Annotated in this window: 20 protein-coding genes; 10 read left to right on the top strand and 10 right to left on the bottom strand. The window is 68.6% G+C overall.

Annotation, left to right across the window (positions count from 1 at the left end; translation table 11 throughout):
* Positions 1-529: 529 nt before the first annotated feature.
* The 3 genes from CJZ80_RS15460 to CJZ80_RS09695 are packed head-to-tail and all read left to right on the top strand — an operon-like array spanning position 530 to position 1,502.
* The gene (locus CJZ80_RS15460; RefSeq protein WP_198948278.1) at positions 530-667 is read left to right on the top strand and encodes a hypothetical protein; all 138 of its coding nucleotides are present in this window, start codon (positions 530-532) and stop codon (positions 665-667) included.
* Between the two features lie 42 nt (positions 668-709).
* Positions 710-1,039 carry a hypothetical protein gene (locus tag CJZ80_RS09700; protein ID WP_094512780.1) on the top strand — a complete coding sequence of 110 codons (330 nt, stop codon included), beginning with the start codon at positions 710-712 and terminating at the stop codon, positions 1,037-1,039.
* A gap of 31 nt (positions 1,040-1,070) precedes the next feature.
* Positions 1,071-1,502 (top strand): hypothetical protein, encoded by a 432-nt coding sequence (locus CJZ80_RS09695; protein ID WP_094512779.1) that lies wholly within the window; start codon positions 1,071-1,073, stop codon positions 1,500-1,502.
* 12 nt (positions 1,503-1,514) lie between these two features.
* On the opposite strand, the gene CJZ80_RS09690 is transcribed toward CJZ80_RS09695, so the two are convergent.
* The gene (locus tag CJZ80_RS09690; protein ID WP_094512778.1) at positions 1,515-2,480 is read right to left on the bottom strand and encodes an aspartoacylase; all 966 of its coding nucleotides are present in this window, start codon (positions 2,478-2,480) and stop codon (positions 1,515-1,517) included.
* 86 nt (positions 2,481-2,566) lie between these two features.
* Here CJZ80_RS09690 and CJZ80_RS09685 point away from each other — a divergent pair, with 86 nt between their 5' ends.
* The 4 genes from CJZ80_RS09685 to CJZ80_RS09670 all read left to right on the top strand — a co-directional run bounded on the left by CJZ80_RS09685 (position 2,567) and on the right by CJZ80_RS09670 (position 6,529).
* Entirely contained in the window at positions 2,567-3,535 is a 969-nt protein-coding gene (locus tag CJZ80_RS09685) for a glutathione S-transferase C-terminal domain-containing protein (RefSeq protein WP_094512826.1), read from the top strand.
* Positions 3,532-4,194, top strand: a complete 663-nt coding sequence (locus CJZ80_RS09680) for a DUF2301 domain-containing membrane protein (RefSeq protein ID WP_094512777.1) — start codon at positions 3,532-3,534, stop codon at positions 4,192-4,194. Before CJZ80_RS09685 ends, CJZ80_RS09680 begins: the two co-directional genes overlap by 4 nt.
* Entirely contained in the window at positions 4,191-6,164 is a 1,974-nt protein-coding gene (locus CJZ80_RS09675; protein WP_094512776.1) for an ABC-F family ATP-binding cassette domain-containing protein, read from the top strand. Before CJZ80_RS09680 ends, CJZ80_RS09675 begins: the two co-directional genes overlap by 4 nt.
* 146 nt (positions 6,165-6,310) lie before the next feature.
* Positions 6,311-6,529: a Calvin cycle protein CP12 gene (locus CJZ80_RS09670; RefSeq protein WP_094512775.1), complete on the top strand. Its 219-nt coding sequence runs from the start codon at positions 6,311-6,313 to the stop codon at positions 6,527-6,529.
* On the opposite strand, the gene cgtA is transcribed toward CJZ80_RS09670, so the two are convergent.
* A complete protein-coding gene (gene cgtA, locus CJZ80_RS09665) occupies positions 6,517-7,536 on the bottom strand; it encodes an Obg family GTPase CgtA (protein WP_094512774.1) in 1,020 nt (339 codons plus the stop codon). The genes CJZ80_RS09670 and cgtA overlap by 13 nt on opposite strands.
* A gap of 64 nt (positions 7,537-7,600) precedes the next feature.
* Between cgtA and CJZ80_RS09660 the strand changes: the two genes are divergently transcribed.
* Positions 7,601-8,860 carry an ABC transporter ATP-binding protein gene (locus CJZ80_RS09660; protein WP_094512773.1) on the top strand — a complete coding sequence of 420 codons (1,260 nt, stop codon included), beginning with the start codon at positions 7,601-7,603 and terminating at the stop codon, positions 8,858-8,860.
* A gap of 151 nt (positions 8,861-9,011) precedes the next feature.
* On the opposite strand, the gene CJZ80_RS09655 is transcribed toward CJZ80_RS09660, so the two are convergent.
* From CJZ80_RS09655 to CJZ80_RS09635, 5 genes are all read right to left on the bottom strand, one after another.
* Complete coding sequence (locus CJZ80_RS09655) at positions 9,012-11,408, bottom strand: endonuclease MutS2 (protein ID WP_094512772.1); 2,397 nt, start codon at positions 11,406-11,408, stop codon at positions 9,012-9,014.
* Positions 11,405-11,887: a VOC family protein gene (locus CJZ80_RS09650; RefSeq protein ID WP_094512771.1), complete on the bottom strand. Its 483-nt coding sequence runs from the start codon at positions 11,885-11,887 to the stop codon at positions 11,405-11,407. The genes CJZ80_RS09655 and CJZ80_RS09650 overlap by 4 nt, the downstream gene beginning before the upstream one ends.
* A gap of 61 nt (positions 11,888-11,948) precedes the next feature.
* A complete protein-coding gene (locus CJZ80_RS09645) occupies positions 11,949-12,197 on the bottom strand; it encodes a hypothetical protein (protein ID WP_233132952.1) in 249 nt (82 codons plus the stop codon).
* A complete protein-coding gene (hemB, locus tag CJZ80_RS09640; RefSeq protein WP_094512769.1) occupies positions 12,194-13,195 on the bottom strand; it encodes a porphobilinogen synthase in 1,002 nt (333 codons plus the stop codon). The genes CJZ80_RS09645 and hemB overlap by 4 nt, the downstream gene beginning before the upstream one ends.
* A gap of 71 nt (positions 13,196-13,266) precedes the next feature.
* Entirely contained in the window at positions 13,267-14,247 is a 981-nt protein-coding gene (locus CJZ80_RS09635) for a DnaJ C-terminal domain-containing protein (RefSeq protein WP_094512768.1), read from the bottom strand.
* 149 nt (positions 14,248-14,396) lie between these two features.
* Here CJZ80_RS09635 and CJZ80_RS09630 point away from each other — a divergent pair, with 149 nt between their 5' ends.
* Positions 14,397-14,843, top strand: coding sequence for a hypothetical protein (locus CJZ80_RS09630; protein WP_233132951.1), 447 nt, complete (start codon positions 14,397-14,399; stop codon positions 14,841-14,843).
* Here CJZ80_RS09630 and CJZ80_RS09625 read toward each other — a convergent pair.
* Both CJZ80_RS09625 and CJZ80_RS09620 read right to left on the bottom strand, forming a co-directional pair.
* The gene (locus CJZ80_RS09625; RefSeq protein ID WP_094512767.1) at positions 14,821-15,516 is read right to left on the bottom strand and encodes a GAP family protein; all 696 of its coding nucleotides are present in this window, start codon (positions 15,514-15,516) and stop codon (positions 14,821-14,823) included. The two genes, CJZ80_RS09630 and CJZ80_RS09625, sit on opposite strands and share 23 nt — an antisense overlap.
* 5 nt (positions 15,517-15,521) lie before the next feature.
* Positions 15,522-16,064, bottom strand: coding sequence for a hypothetical protein (locus CJZ80_RS09620; RefSeq protein ID WP_094512766.1), 543 nt, complete (start codon positions 16,062-16,064; stop codon positions 15,522-15,524).
* 102 nt (positions 16,065-16,166) lie between these two features.
* Here CJZ80_RS09620 and CJZ80_RS09615 point away from each other — a divergent pair, with 102 nt between their 5' ends.
* Positions 16,167-16,376, top strand: coding sequence for a hypothetical protein (locus tag CJZ80_RS09615; protein ID WP_094512765.1), 210 nt, complete (start codon positions 16,167-16,169; stop codon positions 16,374-16,376).
* Between the two features lie 41 nt (positions 16,377-16,417).
* Here the strand turns inward: CJZ80_RS09615 and CJZ80_RS09610 are convergent, their stop codons facing one another.
* Entirely contained in the window at positions 16,418-17,209 is a 792-nt protein-coding gene (locus CJZ80_RS09610; RefSeq protein WP_158217463.1) for a M23 family metallopeptidase, read from the bottom strand.
* Between the last annotated feature and the right edge of the window lie 726 nt (positions 17,210-17,935).

Below are 17,935 nucleotides of genomic sequence, written 5' to 3'. Positions count from 1 at the left end.
CGTCGGGGGAACGTCCCCTCCGCAGGCCGGAGCCTTTCGCCTGACGCAATGTAACAGCACATTGCGGGATGTGTGGGGCGCTTAAGGTTTGGCTTCGTTTTCAGTCTCGACGGTTCAACGCGTTCAGGCCGGAGGCTTTCAATCTCGAAGCTTTCGGGTTCGAAGCCTTCAGACCTGAAGCGCTCAGGCAAGCCGTCTGAAGCCCCGAAGCGTTCAGGTCCAACCTGTTGTAAGGCGCGAAGGCTCCCTGCTCCGGCGCGAACCGACGGGGCCCAGCTCGCAGACGCAAACTTCAGCGGCTTGGCCTGCGATCAAGGAGAGCGGTGCACGGCGGCTGTGGCCGGCAGGCACGAGGGTTTCAGTGCCTGGCAGGCGATCGAAACGCCACGCCAGCACTGGGCCCGGGCAGCACAGCGGAGGCTGCACCCCAAAACAGACGCGGGGTGGGGGTCATGAATCGACCACATAGCGACCGCGCCACAGGCAGCGGGCTTAAGGTTTTCTTTGTATTCCCGGCCACCCGCACCCCATGGTTCTGATTTGCTGGGACCTGCACGGAAACCGTTGCACCGAAACGGTTCCTGTCCACCAAGCCCGCCACCGCCGCCTGCAGCTCGAGCAGCAGGGCGCCGTCGTCTATTGGAGCGAGCGGCTGGCCAACGGCTAGTCCGATTGCTAGGAGTGCATCGACCTGACCGCGCTTCCAGCGATGTCGTTGCCTGCACCATCAAGACTCACCCTCACGGTGCTCGCACTCGGGGTCAGTGCCGCCGGCCTCACTGGCTGTTTCAAAACAGCGGACCAGACGCCTGAACGGCTGGATCGGGTCGAACTCAGGCTCCAGCAGCTGGAGCAGCGGCTGGCTGCTCCCTCCCGCCCCAACCCTGCCGACCCCGCAGGTAAACCGCCTGCCGGCGTCGTCAAGTCGCTCACCTTCCGTATGGGTAGCCAGGACGACCGGCTCAGGATTTACTGGGCAGATGGATCCAGCTCCGACCTTCCCTGCACCAAGGAGCAAGGCACCTGGGTCTGCGGTTGATCTCCGGCGCCCCTGCCGCTCTTTTCCCTTGATGCGACTCTCCCCCGTTCTCCTGGGCGCCAGCCTGCTGCTGTCGGCCTCCGCCGTGATCGGCCAAACCACCGATCCCTACAACACCTTCCCCTTCACCCGCCAGCGGGCCACCAACCTGGCCCGCATGCAGGCCGAGAAACTGAATGGCGGGCTCAGCGTTTACCGCCCTGACGCCTGCATGTACAACCGTGCCGCCGGCAACTGCCTGATCAAGGCCGATGCCGAGGGTTACACCTTCCGTTTTCTGGGAGGCCCTCCTGGCTGGCAGGTGCTCGGCCTGCCGCCGAACACCGAAACCGAGCTGAGGATTTCGGCCGATGGCCGCCAGGTTCTTGGCGTGGTCTACAACGGCGTTCCCCGGCCCACCCCCGCCCCCCAGGCAGCTCCGCTGAATCAGGCCAGCCCCGATGGTGGCCAGGCCCCTCGCTGAGCGCCTCACCCTTCAACGGGCACAAGCGAGATCCCGGGCCAGCTGCTGGAGGGCCTCCACCCACTCCTGGCTGCTGGGCCACCGCTCCCGCCTGGTGAGGCTCAGAGCGATGCCCTTCTCGCCATAGGCCGCTTCGTTGATGAACACCGGCCAGGTGCAATCTCCTGCTGCCATGGCAGTGCCGATCATGCCGGCCGCTTCCGCCTCGAACGGCACGGTGGCCCCATCGGCGCCTTGAAACAGGGGATCGCCGAGCTGCAAGGGCTGCCAATCGCGGTGCTGACGACTGGGATGCAGGCAGCAGGCCGGACGGCCATCCGGATGGCGCGGCAGATCGAGGCTGCAAAGGTGGCGGTGGACGGTGAGAGCCACCGGCAGCCGTAGCGACCCGGCGCGTGCAGCTGCCAGGGTGGCCAGCGCCGCCTCCACGGCCAGGGCCGTCTGGTGGCAGATGGTGGCGGTGATCACCCCCTGCGGCACCGGACCCACCTCGATCACCACACCGCAGGGCCAACGCTCCACCAGAAAGCCGCTCTGGGCGGGGTCGCCCTCGTGCAGGTAGATCGGCAGCCCCAGCTGCGCCTGAATGCCGGCGGCCAGGGCCAGGTCGGTGGGGCGGCGCCCGTAGAGCACCAGGGAGCTGCCCATCGCCGCCGTGGTGCTGTGCAAATCGAGAACCACCCCGCAGGGAGTGGCGCCTGTGGGCCCGAAATCGGCGAGCAGCTGGCGCGCCCGCAGCAGCTCCAGGGAGCTGCGCTCGGAATCCGCCAGAGCCTCCAGGCCAAAGGAACGATTGAGATCGTGATCGAGGTACCGCACCCCTGCCGCCAGAGCCGCGGGATTGCCCACCGCCAGCTCCACCGCCAGCCCGGCGCGGTCGAGGTGGGCGGGGTGGCGGCCCCAGTGCTCCAGCAGCCAGGGGGCATTGCGTTCGTTGCCGTGGGTTCCGCCCACCACCAGCACCTTGTCTGCGGCCATTTGCGCCCGTCCCTGCGAACACCTGCGCCACAGGCTGGCAGGGGATCCCGGCCAGGCCAGAGTCGGAGCACTCGCCCGTAGTGGAAATGGCCGTTCCTCCGCCCGTGGTGGCCTGCGTTCGCGCGGCCTGGCGCTGGCAATGGCAACAGCTGATGGGTGGATTGGGCCCCGCCGACGCCGAGGGCAACTACTGCCGTCCCGCCGGGGCCTTCGCCGTGCTGCCGCCCCTGCCGGCCACAGCCGGCACCAGCGCGGGCCATGTGCTGATCGTGGGCCGCAGCTGCCCATGGGCCCATCGCGCCTGGCTGGTATGGACCCTGCGCCAGCTGCAATCGACGATTGATCTGGTGGTTGTGGAACCGGACCCCGGCGCCGGCCGCTGGCAGTTCTCAGCGCCCTTCGAGGGGGCCCAGGCTCTGGCCGACCTCTACAGCAGCTGCGGAGCTCCAGCGACCGCGCCGGCTTCGGTGCCGGTGCTCTACGACCGCGCCGAGCGCCGCATCGTGGTGAATGAGAGCGCGCGGCTGATCGAGCTGCTCAACCGCTGGCCGGCACCCGAGGGGGTGCCCGATCTTGAACCTGCTGATCAGAGCGAGCGCCGCGATGCCTGGCGCCAGCGCCTGCAGGGAGACGTCAATGACGGCGTGTACCGCTGCGGCTTCGCCCGCAACCAGGCGGCTTACAACCGCGCCGAGTCAGCCCTGTTCGAGGCCCTCGAGGCCGCCGAGGCGGAGCTGCAGGCCGCTGGGCCCTGGCTGTGCGGCACCGCCCCCAGCCTCGCCGACGTGGTGCTGTTCCCCACCTTGATTCGCCTGGAACTGGTCTATGCCCCCCTGTTCGGCTGCAGCCGCCGGCCGCTCTGGCAATTCCCCGCCCTATGGGGCTGGCGGAGCCGCTTCCATGCGATCGAAGGAGTCGCCAAGACCTGCTTCCCCATGGCGTGGCGGCAGGATTACTTCGGTGCTCTGTTTCCACTGCACCCCTCCGGGATCATTCCGGCCGGCCCCGACCTGACCACACTGGTGAAGGCTTCTCCCCTCGAGATGATGCGATGAACGCCCGATCGATCGATCCCAGCGCCAGCACCGATCCGGTGTTCGAGGGTGTCTACGGACTGTTCACGATCACGGCCGAGGACCGGCGTGAGGTGCTCGGCTATCGCCTCGCTCTGCTTGCGCTCGCGATCGCGGAGCTGGCCCTGCTGTGGCAGTGGCAACGCTTCGGCGGGGTCTGGTCGTGGCCGTGGCTGGTCGTGATGGCGGCAGGGCTGGGGCTGGCGCTGCAGTGGATTCACATCTACCTGCGGCCTCTGCACCGGGCGCTGCAGCTGTTCTGGCTGCTGGGCTGCGCCGGTGCTGTGGGACTGGCGCTGCGGGTGGGCCCCGACGCCATGCTCGACACGCTGGCGGCCGATCCCCGCTGGATCTGGGCGATCGGCCCCTTCTTCGCCGCCCAGGCCGGCATCGGCTTCAAGGAGTTCTTCTGCTTTCAGCGGCCGGAGGCGATCGGCGTGACCCTCGTGCTGCCCGTGGCCCTGCTGGGCCGGCTCAGCGGGCTGCTGGATCCCCGCCAGACGTTCGGGTTGCTGCTGCTGCAGGCGGCCCTGTTGCTGGTGCTGTGCCTGCGCAAATTCCCGATGGCGGCGCAGGCTGATGTGGGTGACAAAAGCGTGTTCGCCCATCTCGAGGCCCAGGCGCAGGGCGTCAGCCGATGAGCCTGATCAGCCTGGTGGGGGTCGCCAAGGACTTCGGCATCAAGACCCTCTTCCGCGACCTCACCCTGCACGTGGGCGAGCGCGATCGGCTCGGGCTGATCGGCCCGAACGGCGCCGGCAAATCGACCCTGCTCAAGGTGCTCGCCGGGGTGGAGCCGGCGGGGGAAGGGGAACGCCGCTGCTCGCCCCGCCTGAACGTGGTGCTGGTCGACCAGGACCCCACGCTCGACCCCCAGCGCACCGTGCTGGAGCAGGTGTTCGCCGGCAGTGGAGAGAAAACGGAGCTGCTGCGGCGCTTCACGGCGGTGAGTGAGGCGCTGGCCGGGTCGTCGGGGGCCAGGCACGACGCCCTGCTGGCGGAGCTGGGCGATCTGCAGAGCCGCATGGACCACTGCCAGGCCTGGGATCTGGAGCAGCAGTGCCGCGAGGTGCTCGACCGGCTCGGCATCCGCGACACCCAGCGCAAGGTGGGGGAGCTCTCCGGTGGCTTCCGCAAGCGCCTGGCCCTGGCCTCCGCACTGGTGGCTGAGCCGGACGTGCTGCTGCTGGATGAACCCACCAACCACCTGGATGCCGACTGCATCGAATGGCTGCAGAACCACCTGGACCGCTTCCGCGGCGCCCTGGTGCTGGTCACCCACGACCGCTACGTGCTCGACCGGGTCACCCGCCGCATCGTGGAGGTGGACCGGGGCGAAGCCCGCACCTATGAGGGCAACTACGCCAGCTACCTGCAGATCAAGGCGGGTGAGGAGGCCGCCGAAGCAGCCAGTGCGGCCAAGTTCAAGGGAGTGCTGAGGCGCGAACTGGAATGGCTGCAACGCGGACCGCAGGCCCGCAGCACCAAGCAGAAGGCCCGCATCCAGCGGATCGAGGCGATGCGGGAGGCGCCGGTGCGCGCCGGCAAGGACCAGCTCAGCCTGGCCACCACCAGTCGGCGGCTGGGCAAGCGGGCGATCACGGCGGAGCATCTCAGCGTGTGGGCGCCGCAGGGCCCGGCCGGGGGAGAGGCGGCCACCACGCCCACCACCCCGAGCGGCACGCCGTTGCTGCGCGACTTCAGCTACGACTTCAGCCCGGAAGACCGGGTGGGCATCATCGGCCCGAACGGCTCCGGCAAGTCCACCCTGCTCGACCTGATCGCCGGGCGGCGCCAGGCCCAGCAGGGCCGCCTGGAGCTGGGCAGCACCGTGCAGCTGGCCTACTTCGACCAGCAGACCGACGATCTGTTCGCCGGCAAGGGCATGGAGCGCAAGGTGATCGATTTTGTGCAGGAGGCAGCCAGCCGGATCGATCTGGGCGGTGTGCAGGTGAGTGCGTCCCAGCTTCTGGAGCGCTTCCTGTTTCCCCCCGCCCAGCAGCACAGCCCGATCGGCAAGCTCTCCGGGGGCGAGCGGCGGCGGCTCTGCCTGTGCCGGCTGCTGATTCAGGCGCCCAACGTGCTGCTGCTCGACGAACCCACCAACGACCTGGACGTGCACACGCTCACGGTGCTGGAAGACTTCCTCGAGGATTTCCGCGGCTGCGTTGTGGTGGTGTCCCACGACCGCTACTTCCTCGATCGCACCGTGGACCGGCTGTTCTGCTTCGAGGGCGGGGTGCTGCGGCGCTTCGAGGGCAACTACAGCGCCTACCTGGCCCAGTCCGCCCAGGCCGCGGCCAAACCCTCACCGGCGCCCACTGCAGCGCCGCCCACGCCTGAAGCGTCCGCCCCGCCGGCCAGGGGAACGGGCGAACGCACCGAGCGGCCCCGGCGCCGCAGCTACCGGGAAAGCCGCGAGCTGGCGGATCTGGAGCAGCAGTTGCCGGGCTGGGAGGAGCGCCGCAGCCGGCTCGAAGCAGAGCTGGCCGGCGGCGGGCAGGGCGACTACGCCCGGCTGGAGAGCCTCACCCAGGAACTGGCCGCCCTGGTGGAACGCATCCATGCCGGCGAGGAGCGATGGCTGGAACTGAGTGATCTGCCGGCCTGAGACCAGGGCAAAACCACCCGCTGGCACAGGGATCTACCCCATGTTGGCGGGGGGTTGATGAGCTGGAGCCCACACGGCCCGGCGAAGCTGGCGCACGACCCGTAGGGTGGACTGGAAAAATTCGGTTGCCGCAGGTCGGCCGTCTTATGACTTCCATCGACGAGCACATCCTCAAGGACCAGATCGAAATCGAAACCGCCAAGGCCACGGGCAACGAGGCCAAGGTGCGTCACCTTGAGGAAGAGCTCAAGTCTTTGCAGGAATACAAGACCCATCACCCCGAGGACAATCACGATCCCAATTCGCTTGAGGTCTATTGCGACCTGAACCCGGAAGCCCCTGAGTGCCGCGTCTACGACGACTGAGCCACCAGGGCCTGTTCGCTGCGGTCGAGTTCCTTCCAGACCGCTTCCAGCAATCGATCGAGCCCCTGACGCGTTGCCCCGGAGATGGCCAGCACCTCCCGGGGCCAACGCTCCTTCAGTGCGTTTGAAGCCGCTGCCAGGGCATCTTCATCCAGCAGTTCCACTTTGTTAATGGCCAGCAGCCGGGGGCGATCGGCCAGCCCATGGCCGTAGGCCACCAGCTCCGCTTCCACCACCGCCAGGTCGTGGGCCACATCCGCGCTGGAGCCATCCACGAGGTGCACCAGCAGTCGGGTGCGCTCAATGTGGCGGAGAAAGTCGTGGCCCAGCCCCGCGCCCTGGGCGGCGCCGGCGATCAGACCGGGGATGTCGGCGAACACCGTGCCATCCCCACTGGGTTTTCGCACCACACCGAGATTCGGGATCAAGGTGGTGAAGGGGTAATCGGCGATCTTCGGCTTGGCGGCCGACAGCACACTGATGAGGGTGCTCTTACCGGCATTCGGCAGGCCGATGATGCCGACCTCCGCCAGCAGCTTGAGTTCGAGCTGCAGTTGCCGCTCTTCCCCGTCCTTGCCTTCGGTGAACTTCTCGGGGGCCCGGTTGCGATTGCTCAGGTAGTGGGCGTTGCCCAGCCCGCCGCGGCCTCCAGCCGCCACCCGCAAGCGATCCCCTGGCTCGATCAGATCGCCGAGCAGGGCTTCGGTGTCAGGGTCGCGCACCTCGGTGCCGCAGGGCACCCGCACCACGAGATCCTCCCCGCCGGCGCCGGAGCAGCGGTTCGGGCCGCCGCGGCGGCCTTCCGGGGCGGCAAACAGCCGCTTGTATTTGAAATCCAGCAGGGTCTGCAGGTTGGCATCGGCCTGCAGCCATACGGCCCCACCATGGCCGCCATCACCGCCGGAAGGACCACCGGCCGGCACATATTTTTCCCGACGAAACGCGACGATGCCGTCGCCGCCCCGGCCGCCCTGGACCGCTATGCGGGCTTGATCGATGAACTGCAAGGAATCCCTTAACGAAGGCCGAACCTGAGGCCAACCCTAGGATCGGCCGGTCAGAGGCTCCGTCTTGGCAGAGGTTCGCTTCCAGCAGGTCAGCAAAACATTTCCACCACGGCGGGGCAGCCAGCCTGTGGAGGTGCTTCGCCAGCTCGACCTCGACGTGCCCGATGGTGAATTCCTGGTGCTGGTGGGTCCCTCCGGCTGCGGCAAGAGCACTCTGTTGCGCATCCTGGCGGGCCTGGAAACCCCCACCGATGGCGAAGTGCTGGTGGGCGGGAGGCCCGTGAGTGGCCTGCGCCCGGCCCAGCGGGACGTGGCGATGGTGTTTCAGAGCTACGCGCTTTACCCACACCTGAGCGTGGCCGACAACATCGGCTTCGGGCTGCGGCGCAGCCGTCCCCGCAGCGTGGCCCAGCAGCTGCAGGACAGCCTGCATCGCTGCAGCCGCGGGCTGCCCGCCCCCCTGCGCCTGCCCTCGAAGCGGGAGCAGCGCATTGAGGCACGCATCGCCGGGGTGGCCGAGGAGTTGGGCCTCACGCCCCTGCTCGACCGGCGTCCCAAGGAGTTGTCCGGCGGCCAGAAGCAGCGGGTGGCCCTGGGGCGGGCGATCGCCCGGGAGCCCGCCGTCTTCCTGATGGATGAGCCGCTCAGCAACCTCGACGCCAAGTTGCGCACGGGCACCCGCGCCCAGATCGTGGCGCTTCAGAAGCGGCTGGGCACCACCACGCTCTACGTGACACACGACCAGGTGGAGGCGATGACGATGGGGCATCGCATCGCCGTGCTCAACCAAGGCCGGCTGCAGCAGCTGGGCACGCCGATGGAGCTCTACACCTGGCCTTCGAATCTGTTCGTGGCCCAGTTCATCGGCAGCCCACCGATGAATCTGCTGCCGGTGCAGGCCGCAGGTGGCGATCAGATTCAGCTCGATGCCCGTCGCTTCCTGGTGGAAGGCCCGATGGCCGCCGCCCTGGCCTCCCATGCCGCCCGTGGAGTTTCCACGCCCCTTACAGGCGGGCTCCGGCCGGAGCATCTGAAGCTGGCACCGGCCACCAACCGGAATCTGCCGGGCGACGTCACCCATGTGGAGGCGCTCGGCAATGAACTGCTGATCAGCGCCCGGCTGCTGGAGGGCGGCCATCTGGTGCAGCTGCGGGCCGACCCCTCCCAGCGGGTGGTGCCGGGGCAGCGGATCCACATCGACGTGGACCCCAGCGGCTGGCGGCTGTTCGATGCCGCCGGGGAGGCACTGGCACTGCCACCGACCACCACCGCCGGCCCCGAGCGCACGGGGCCGGAACCTCAACTGCCCGTGCTCGATCTCTGAGCCCAGCAGGGCGGAGGTGCATAAGGGGAAGACCACCTCGTTAACGGGTCAGCCATTTCAAGAGTGAAATGCCCCCGGGTCGTTCCCACCCTGCACACTCTCAGCCCCGGTCTGGCACTCACCATCACCGGTGTTGTAGTGATCTGAGGCTTCATGCCACCCAGACCACACTGCAGCCTGGGCCACCGTCACCCTGCTCCGCATCGCTCACCCGCTCCACGTAGGGCACGGTGTCAAGCCACTGGCGCAGGCCACGCTTGAGCTTGCCGCTGCCGATGCCGTGGATCACCCACACCGGCCCTTCCGCCGCGCGTAGCCGTTCCTCCACGGCTGCCTCCGCTTCGTGCACCCGCAGGCCGCGCACGTCCACGGTGTTGCGTTCGGTGCGCACCTGGGCGCTGCCGCCGCTGCGGCCGGGCTGGCGGCGCACCTGCACCACAGGCGGCTCCGGTGGCGCCGGCTTCTCGCCACTGAGGGATTCCACCCCGTCGAGCGGCACGGTGAGCCGCAGCACGCCGCAGCGCACCGTGAGCTCCTGGCCGTCGGTGGCAATCTCCAGCACTTCCGCCGCCTTGCCGAGCGAGAGCACGCGAATCCGCTCCCCCAAAGAGGGCCGCCAGCCGCGGTGCTGTCGGCGTTCCGGCTGAGGCTGATGTTCCTGCTGCAGGCGCTTGAGCCGTTGGCCCGCCTGACGCGCCTCCTCCCCATCGGTGTCGCCCTGGCGAAGACGGCGGATGATGCGGCGCACTTCCCGTTGGCCATCGCGGATCGAGTGCTCCAGCTGGCGGCGCCGCTGCTCCTGCAGTTCCGCCGATTGCTCCTGTTGGTGCTGCCAGCGCTGCAGCAGCTCCTCGTGCAACAGCTCGGTGCGCACCAGCAGCACAGCCGCCTCTTCGGCAGCCTCCTGCTGGCGGCGCCGCTGATCCTCCAGGCCACGGATCACCTGGTTCAGCTCCCCTTCCCCCTTCGGCGCCAGCAGGGCGGTGGCGCCCGCGATCACGGCCGGCTCCAGGCCGAGGCGGCTGGCAATGGCCAGGGCGTTGCTGCGGCCCGGAATGCCCCACTGCAGTTGATAGGTGGGCGAGAGGGTTTCGACGTCAAAGCCCACCGAGGCATTCTCGAAGCGGGCATCCTCGTACTTGAGCGCCTTCAGCTCACCGAAGTGGGTGGTGGCAATGGTGAGGCGGGCGCGGGCGGCGAGATGGCGCAGCAGGGCGATCGCCAGGGAGGTGCCTTCGGTGGGGTCGGTGCCGGCACCCACCTCATCGAGCAGCACCAGGGAGGCGCCACCGTGCGTTCCCGGCGGCGGCAGCGCTTCGAGGATGCGCGCGATGCGTCGCACGTGGCCGCTGAAGGTGGAGAGGTTCTGCTGCAGCGACTGCTCATCGCCGATGTCGGCCAGGACAGAGCCGCACCAGGGCAGCCGCGGCGTGCCGCGGCAAGGCAGGAACAAGCCAGCGCGCGCCATCAGGGCCGCCAACCCCACACTTTTGAGCGTGACTGTCTTGCCGCCGGTGTTCGGGCCGGTGATCGCCACCACCCGCAGGTCGCTGCCCACGGTGACCGTGACCGGCACCACCGCCCTGCCGCCCTCGCGCCGCTCCTGCCAGAGCAGCAGCGGATGGCAGAGATCCACGAGCTGGAAGGGGGCCTCGGCAGTGGCGGACAGCTCGGGGCGCACCCCGCCAAGGTCCTGGCCGTAGCGAGCGCGGGCCACGGCGCCATCGAGCTGCACCAGCACCGTCTGCAGGGTGTGGAGGGCGTCTGTGTCCGCCGCCACCAGGCTGCTGAGCTCCGCCAGCACCTGTTGCTCGAGCTCGCGCTCCTTTCCTTCCAGCTCCCGCAGCCGGTTGCCCAGGGTGATCACCGCCTGGGGCTCGATGAACACGGTGCTGCCGGAGGCCGAACTGTCGTGCACCAGGCCGCTGAGCTGGGAGGCCGCCCCCGCCTTCACCGCCAGCACTGGCCGGCCGTTGCGTTCGGCGATCACGTTGTCCTGCAGCAGGGGCGCGCAACGCCGAATCAGCTCCTGGAGCCGCTCACGCCGCTGCTGGCGCAGAGCCGAGAGCTGCAGCCGCAGCGCGGCCAGCGCCGGGCTGGCGCGGTCGGCCACACGCCCGCCTTCCTCGATACAGAAGCGCAGACGCTGCTCCAGCTCCGGCAGGGTGCGCAGGTTCTGCACCAGGCCACTGGTGACGGGCCGCAGGTCCTCGTCCTCGATCTGGCGGCGCAGGCGGCGGCCGGCCGCCAGTGTGGTGGCCACCTCCAGCAGGGCCTCACCGGAGGCGGTGCCCCCCTTGCTGCAGTGCTGGAGGGTGCCACCGAGATCGGCGACGCCTTGAAAGCTCAGCCCCCCCTCCAGCACGCCATCGAGGCCCAGCAACTCCGTGGTTTCACAGAGCAGGCGCTCGCTCTCGGCGCAGCTGGCGGCGGGCAGCAGGGAGCGGCAGTGGCGGGCACCGGCGCGCGTGCTGGCGAAGCTGGCCAGGTGCTCCGCCAGGCGAGGCCACTCCAACAGGTCAAGGGCTTCCGCCTCGATCGGGTTCAAGCCAGCCCCTGCACCTGTCCGGCTAGGGCAGCGGCTCCGGTGGCTCCGGCGCCGGCCATGGCGGCTGAGGAGCCATCAGGCAGAGCCGCAGCGATCGGCTCCTCGCCCTGGTTGGAGGGGATGCCTTCGGGCGGCTCGTAGAGCATCTCCAGCCAGTTTCCTTCCGAATCCTGGAGGTAAAAGGAAGCGGTGCCGTCGCGGTGATCATGCAGCGGGCCCACCGGATGGCCAGCGGCGCGCAGCTCGCCGTGAACAACATCCACCTCGGCGCGCTCGCTGAAGTGAAAGGCGAAGTGGGGCCCGGCGGCGGTATAGGCCGGGCTCAGCAGGGCCACCCCGTCACCGCCGTCGGGGGCCTGCAGATAGGACCAATCGTCGGCTTCCCAGGTGAGGCGCAGGCCGAGGGCCTGATAAAACGCCTTGGCGCGGGCCATGTCCTGCACCCGCAGGGCCACGTGGCCCAGTCTTCGCACCGGCATCGACAGTGTCCTGGTCTTGAGTCCATTCTGAGCCGCCACAGGACCTGTGGTGAGGCGGAGCTCAGCGCCGGTCGGCCAGCAGCAGCGACACCCGGCAGACGCAGCCGATCGAGAAGCAGATGGCGGCGCTGCCCAGCAGGCCCCAGCCGGAGGCCTGAAGATTGAAATCCTCAAGGGCGAGCAGGCGCAGGGCGAGCAGCACGAGCAACAGAGCCACCAGCCAGGGGGCCAGCACCCACACCATCAATGGGGAGGGGCGCCGCCGGCCCTGACCAGTGGGGCGAGGTGCCGCCGGCTCGGAGGAGGTCACCGTTCGCTCAGCCATCGGGCCGCATCGCAGGCGTGGTAGGTGAGGATCAGATCGGCACCGGCGCGCTTGAAACAGAGCAGCGTTTCGAGCACCACGGCGCGCTCGTCGATCCAGCCGCGCTGGGCAGCTGCCTTCACCATGGCGTACTCACCACTCACGTTGTAAGCCGCAATCGGCAGTTCCGATTCCTCGCGCAGGCGATGGATGATGTCGAGATAAGCCAGGCCCGGCTTGACCATCAGGATGTCGGCCCCTTCCTGCTCATCCAGCAAGGCTTCGGTGAGCGCCTCGCGGCCGTTGCCCGGATCCATCTGATACGTGGACTTGTCTTTGGGGATCGGCTTGTTCCCCACCGGACGCGGGGCGGAATCGAGTGCCTCCCGGAAGGGGCCGTAGTAAGCGGAGGCGTACTTAGCGGTGTAGCTGATGATGCCGATGTGCTCAAAGCCTTCTTCATCGAGCGCCTCCCGGATCGCTCCCACCCGGCCATCCATCATGTCGCTGGGGCCGAGCAGATCGGCGCCGGCGCGGGCCTGAGCCACCGCCTGACGGCACAGCTGGGCCACGGTTTCATCGTTCAGCACCACACCTTCGCTGTTGACGATGCCGTCATGGCCATCGCAGGAATAGGGATCAAGAGCGACGTCGGTCATGATCGCCATGGCCGGGTGTTCCTGTTTCAGGCGGCGAATGGCACGAGGAATCAGCCCGCCCTCGTTGAAGCATTCAGCGCCGTCTTCCGTTTTGAGGCCATCGGCCACCTTGGGGAAGAGCACCACGCAGCGGATGCCCAGATCCCAGGCGCGGCCCACTTCTTCCACGAGCCCTTCCAGGCTCCAGCGCTGGCAGCCGGGCATGGCCTCAATCGGCTCATTGCTGGCCCCTTCGTGCACGAACAGGGGGTAGATGAAATCGGCGGGGTCGAGGTGAAACTCGCGCACCATCGCTCGAAGAGCCGGGGTGCGGCGCAACCGACGGGGTCGATAGGTGAGTTCCATACGGGCAAACCTGCTGGCCGGATCCTACGGATCAGCGCTCCCCGCCTCGGAGGCCCTCCTGTGGCAGGGGTTCAGAGAATGGCGGCTTTGCACCACTCCCGCCTTGGGTCGGTGCTGCGCGCATCGCGCAGCTGCTCGAGCAGCTTTCGCTCCTGCTGGCTGTAGGTGTCAGGCAGGGCAAGGGTGAGGGTGAGCAACAGATCGCCGCGGCCATCTTTCTGGGGCCAGCCCTTGCCCTTCAAGCGCAGGCTGCGCCCCAGGGGCACACCGGGGGGTACCTGAACGGTGGCATCGCCGTCAGGGGTGATCACCCGGATATCCCCGCCAAGGGCGAGCTCGTCGAGGCTGAGTGGCAGATCGGCCCGTAGCTGATCCCCCTCCAGCTTCCAGACTGGATGCTCCTGCAGGGTGAGGTTGAGGTAGAGGTCGCCGCGCCGGCCGGTGCCGGGCTGGAGGTTGCCTTTGCCCTTGAGGCGCAGGCGGCTGCCGTTCTTCACCCCAGCGGGCACGCGCACCTGAACCCGCTCTTCGTTGACGGCCAGGGTGCGCTCGCAGCCGCGAAAGGCATCGGCAAAGGTGATGGTGATCGTGGCTTCCGCGTCCAGCTGGGCGCCGCTAGCGCGGCCGGTGCCTGGAGTGAAGCCGCCGCCGAACCCGGCCGGAAAGCCTCCCGAGAAGCCGAACCCGCCCGGTGCACCCGCGAAGCCACCGGGGCCGGCGGCCCCGCCGAAGCGACCGAGCAGGTCGTTGATGAAGTCGTCGAAGTTGCCGTAGCGGCTGAAATCCACATCGACACCCGGTGCGCCGCCACCGCCCATCTGGCTCCAGTACTGGCCAAACTGTTCATACTTGCGGCGCTTGTCAGGATCGGAGAGCACCTCATAGGCCTCACTGATCTCCTTGAAGCGTGCTTCTGCCGCCGCGTCGCCGGGGTTCACATCCGGATGGTGCTGACGGGCCAGCTTGCGGAAGGAACGCTTGATGGCGTCCGCGTCGGCTCCCCGTTCAAGGCCCAGCACTTTGTAGTAGTCGCGATAGCCGTTGGCGCTCATCGAGGCAGGCTCATCGGCACGTCAGCAAGAACGTTCAGCCTCTCCAGTTTCCCAGCCGGAGCGTCGTGGTGGAAGGCCGGCGGAGGGCGGAAGCCCGAACGCCGCCGTTGGGGCTTTGCCTACGCTGCAGGTCGTGATTGGCGCTGCCGATGCCTTTGCTCGCCGTGGTTCTCGCCCTCAGTGCCCTTGGTGCCCAGCCAGGCCCGGCAGCGCTGGCAGCTGCGCCCGCTGTGGCCTCCGGCTCCAGGCCAGCAACCTCCAGCACCGGCACGCTCGGTGAAGCCCTCAAGCCCTCCAACGCCGAACAACTGGCACTGGTCGACTTTCTGATCCAGCAGGGGGCGGTGTTCTACGGCGCCTGGTGGTGCCCCTACTGCTTCGAGCAGAAGAACCTGTTCGGCACCGAGGCGGGCCGCCGCCTTCCCTACGTGGAATGCGACAAGGACGACGCGGGGCGGCAGCGCTGCAGCAGCGCCGGCGTGCGGGCCTACCCCACCTGGACCCTCAAAGGGGAGCGGCGGGAAGGCCTGCAGACCCTCGAGCAGCTCAAGGCCTGGAGCGGCTTCCGCAGCCCTACAGCCGAGCCAGCCCGTTGACGGTGAGCAGAGCGGCGAACACAAAGCAAAGCGTGGCACTCACCTGGCGCTGATGGCTGTTCAGCCAGCGCCCGAGCCGCTCCAGCAGCTGCTCACCGCGGCGGCCACTGGCCAGCACCAGACACGGCGGCAACAGGGCAGGCAGGAGGGTGAAGCCCACCAGCAATGCCGACAGGCCGGCGCGTTCAGCGGCGTCGAGCGAGGCGCGGGCAAGATCCTGCACCGCCGGAAGAAACAGCGCCAGAGAACTGAGGTTGGCCGCCATCGCCCCCAGACCGAGCCGAAACGCCGACCACGGCGCGGCGGCCCTTGCAGGTGTCGGGGGTGGTGGGGCAACCGCGAGACCAGGCTGTGCACGCAGCAGATTGGCCGCGCCCAGCGACACCAGCAACGCCGCCACGGCCAGATGCAGGGTCGCCGCCACCGGATCCGGCCCCGTGGGGCGGGGCGGCAGCAGATCGCCGACGGCCAGGCCGAGCCCCAGCCAAACGAGGGTGATCACGGCAGCGCCCAACAGGAACGCCCAGGCCCGCGCCAGCCCCAGAGCAGGTGCCAGCAACTGGCGCACCTGCAGCACCAGCACCAGCGGACTCATCGCCGCACCCACTGCCAGTGGCAGCACCGCCGCCAGCACGGCTGCTGCAGAGAGGGTTGTTGACGCAGCGGCCGCCATCGCGCTCAGGTCGCCTGACCGGCCGGTGGCTGGGGCGGGGCGGCCGGTGGGGCGGCCGGCGGCAGCAGCAGGCTGTTGAGGCCAATCAGCAGAAACGACAGCGCACCGACCCCGGCCAGGATTCGCAGCGGCAGCGGCATGCCCGTCCGCTCTGGCATTGCGTCATCGCCCGCCAGCGGAGCACGGGCAGCAGCGGCGGCCAGGACGGCCGCCTTGGAGGAGTCGGCGGTGAGGCTGCCGCCTGCGACGAGATCCTGCACCAGTGGATGGAAACGGGGCTCGAACCAACGGCGGAACACTCCGTAGCTGCGGTCCTGGGGCCAGAGGTGCTGCACGGGGCACCACACCGCCAGTTCCGTTTCAAAGATCACAGCGTGGGCGCGGCGCAGCAAGCCTTCCGCCTCCGCATCGGTGGCATAGGGGGGGAGCAGATACAGCCCGGCTTCACGCGCGGCTGCTCCCGGCAGCTCCAGGCCGAGCCCTAAGGCCCAGTCGAGCAGGGGCTGGCGCGGCACGACGCTCACAGCGCAGCGGTTCAAGGCAGGCATGGCCCTCCCCGGGGCGGCGGGTCCCAGCGTGCCACCGGTCGGCCCCGGCTGCTGCCGCCAGCGCCCTGCCACGCCATGCTCAGTCCACACCCTTGCGCCGCCATGGGACTCCTCACGCTGTTGATCGCCGCTCTGCTGCTGGGCGGCCTGTGGTGGACACGCATGGGCGCCCCCGCTCCACCCACAGGTGCCGCTCCGACCGGCCCTGCGGCGATGGACGGCAGCCTGCGCCGCGCCCAGGAAGCGGCACGCCAGCAAACCCAGCTGGAGACGCAAAGGGAAGACGCCATCATGAAACCACTGCAGCCCTGAGGACCGGGGCTGCGGCATCCGCCTTCTGCAGCCATCGCGGTTCAGCGGCCTACAGCCGCCGCGCCAGCCAGCAGCGGCGCCGCCATCACCGGCCATGGATCCATGGCCACGGTGCGGCCGTCCCGTTGGCGCCGCAGCTCGAAGTGCAGGTGGGGCGTGGTTGCTCTGCCTGTCTGGCCTACCCGGCCGATGCGTTCACCGCTGCTCACACCCTGCCCGGGCACCACGGCCACATCGAGCAGGTGCGCATAAAGCGTGAGCCAGCCATCGCCGTGATCGATCACCACCGTGAGGCCGTACCCGCTCACGTCATCCACCAGCCTGGTGGTGCCGGGCAGGGCCGCCAGCACGGCCGATTCAGCGGGGACGATCAGGTCCACACCGGCATGCATCCGCCAGCGACCACGCGACTCTGAGTAACGCCAGCCGTAAGGGTCGAGCTCGGTGGCCGGCACGGCCAGGGGATAGGCCAGCACGGGGCTGTTCCCCAGCGGCACCAGCAGTGGTGGCGGTGTGGGTGGTGGCAGCGGCAGAGTGCCGGCGGCCAGGGGCAGCGGCTCCGGGTGGGGCTGAGGGCCGGGCTGCAGCACGGCCAGCAGGTGCTCTGGCAACGCCTCGTTGGCGCCCAAGTCCGCCACCGGAGTTTCGGCAGGCACGTCCAGCGGCCGCGGCGGCAGAGCGCTCTCGTAGGCAGCCACAGCACCGCAGGTTGCCCAGGTCAGGCAACACAGCGCCAGCAGCAAGGCCAGCGCCTTGCCCCCACCGGCTTCGGCGCGCCTCCGGCCAGGCCGCTGCCGGCTGCGCCGCACGCCAGTGTCAGCTGCCCGCTTCATGTCCGCCATGCCACACAAGCCGGCTCAACGTATCGGCGCTGATCGGCTTGCCAAGGGGCCGCCGGAGCGGCAGCGAAGCTATGCGCCGATGGCCGCGGCAGCGGCCCAGAGCCCATGGCAGCCGCGGCGACCGCGAGATCGCCGCGCCAACAATGGCCCGCACCCTTGCCGTGCATCTGCTCGGCTGCTGCTCAAGCCAGACGAACGTCTTCAGCACAGTCATTGGTCGGGCATGCCGACCCGGTTCAACATCGATCGAGATCAGCCCACATCAGAGTGGTCCCTGTGAGGTGATCGATTGGGAGGGATCGATAGCGTGCTGCTTCGTATGTGTTGAGCAGATCTTTGCCACCCCAGCGTTTCTGTAAGTGCCGCCGCCAAGGAACTGGCGCTCATGGCGCCAAGGCCGCAGAACACAGACATGCCGGACCCCAACCCATGGGGCAGCAGCGCAGCAGGGCAAATGAACGCGATCAAGAGCGCTTTTCCTGACGTGCGTCCACCTGGCACGGGTGAATGATGATGCCAGGCCAGCTGTTCATCCTGCCGGGCCTGGCCGCACAGATCGGACGGTGATGGACACCACCGCAAGGCAGGCGTTGGGTGCAGCGATCTTCCCCTCGGAAGACCAACAGAACCGCTCAGGAAGGTCCGCTGCAGGCGCCAATGAAATGGGGGCCTTCCAGCCCCCGTGAGTCATTTGGGTGATAAGGCTGACTTACCCCA

Origin of the sequence: Synechococcus sp. MW101C3, from assembly GCF_002252635.1 — a bacterium.
GTDB lineage: Bacteria > Cyanobacteriota > Cyanobacteriia > PCC-6307 > Cyanobiaceae > MW101C3.
Note: the sequence above shows the minus strand (reverse complement) of the source record. Positions and strands in the feature narration are given on the sequence as shown.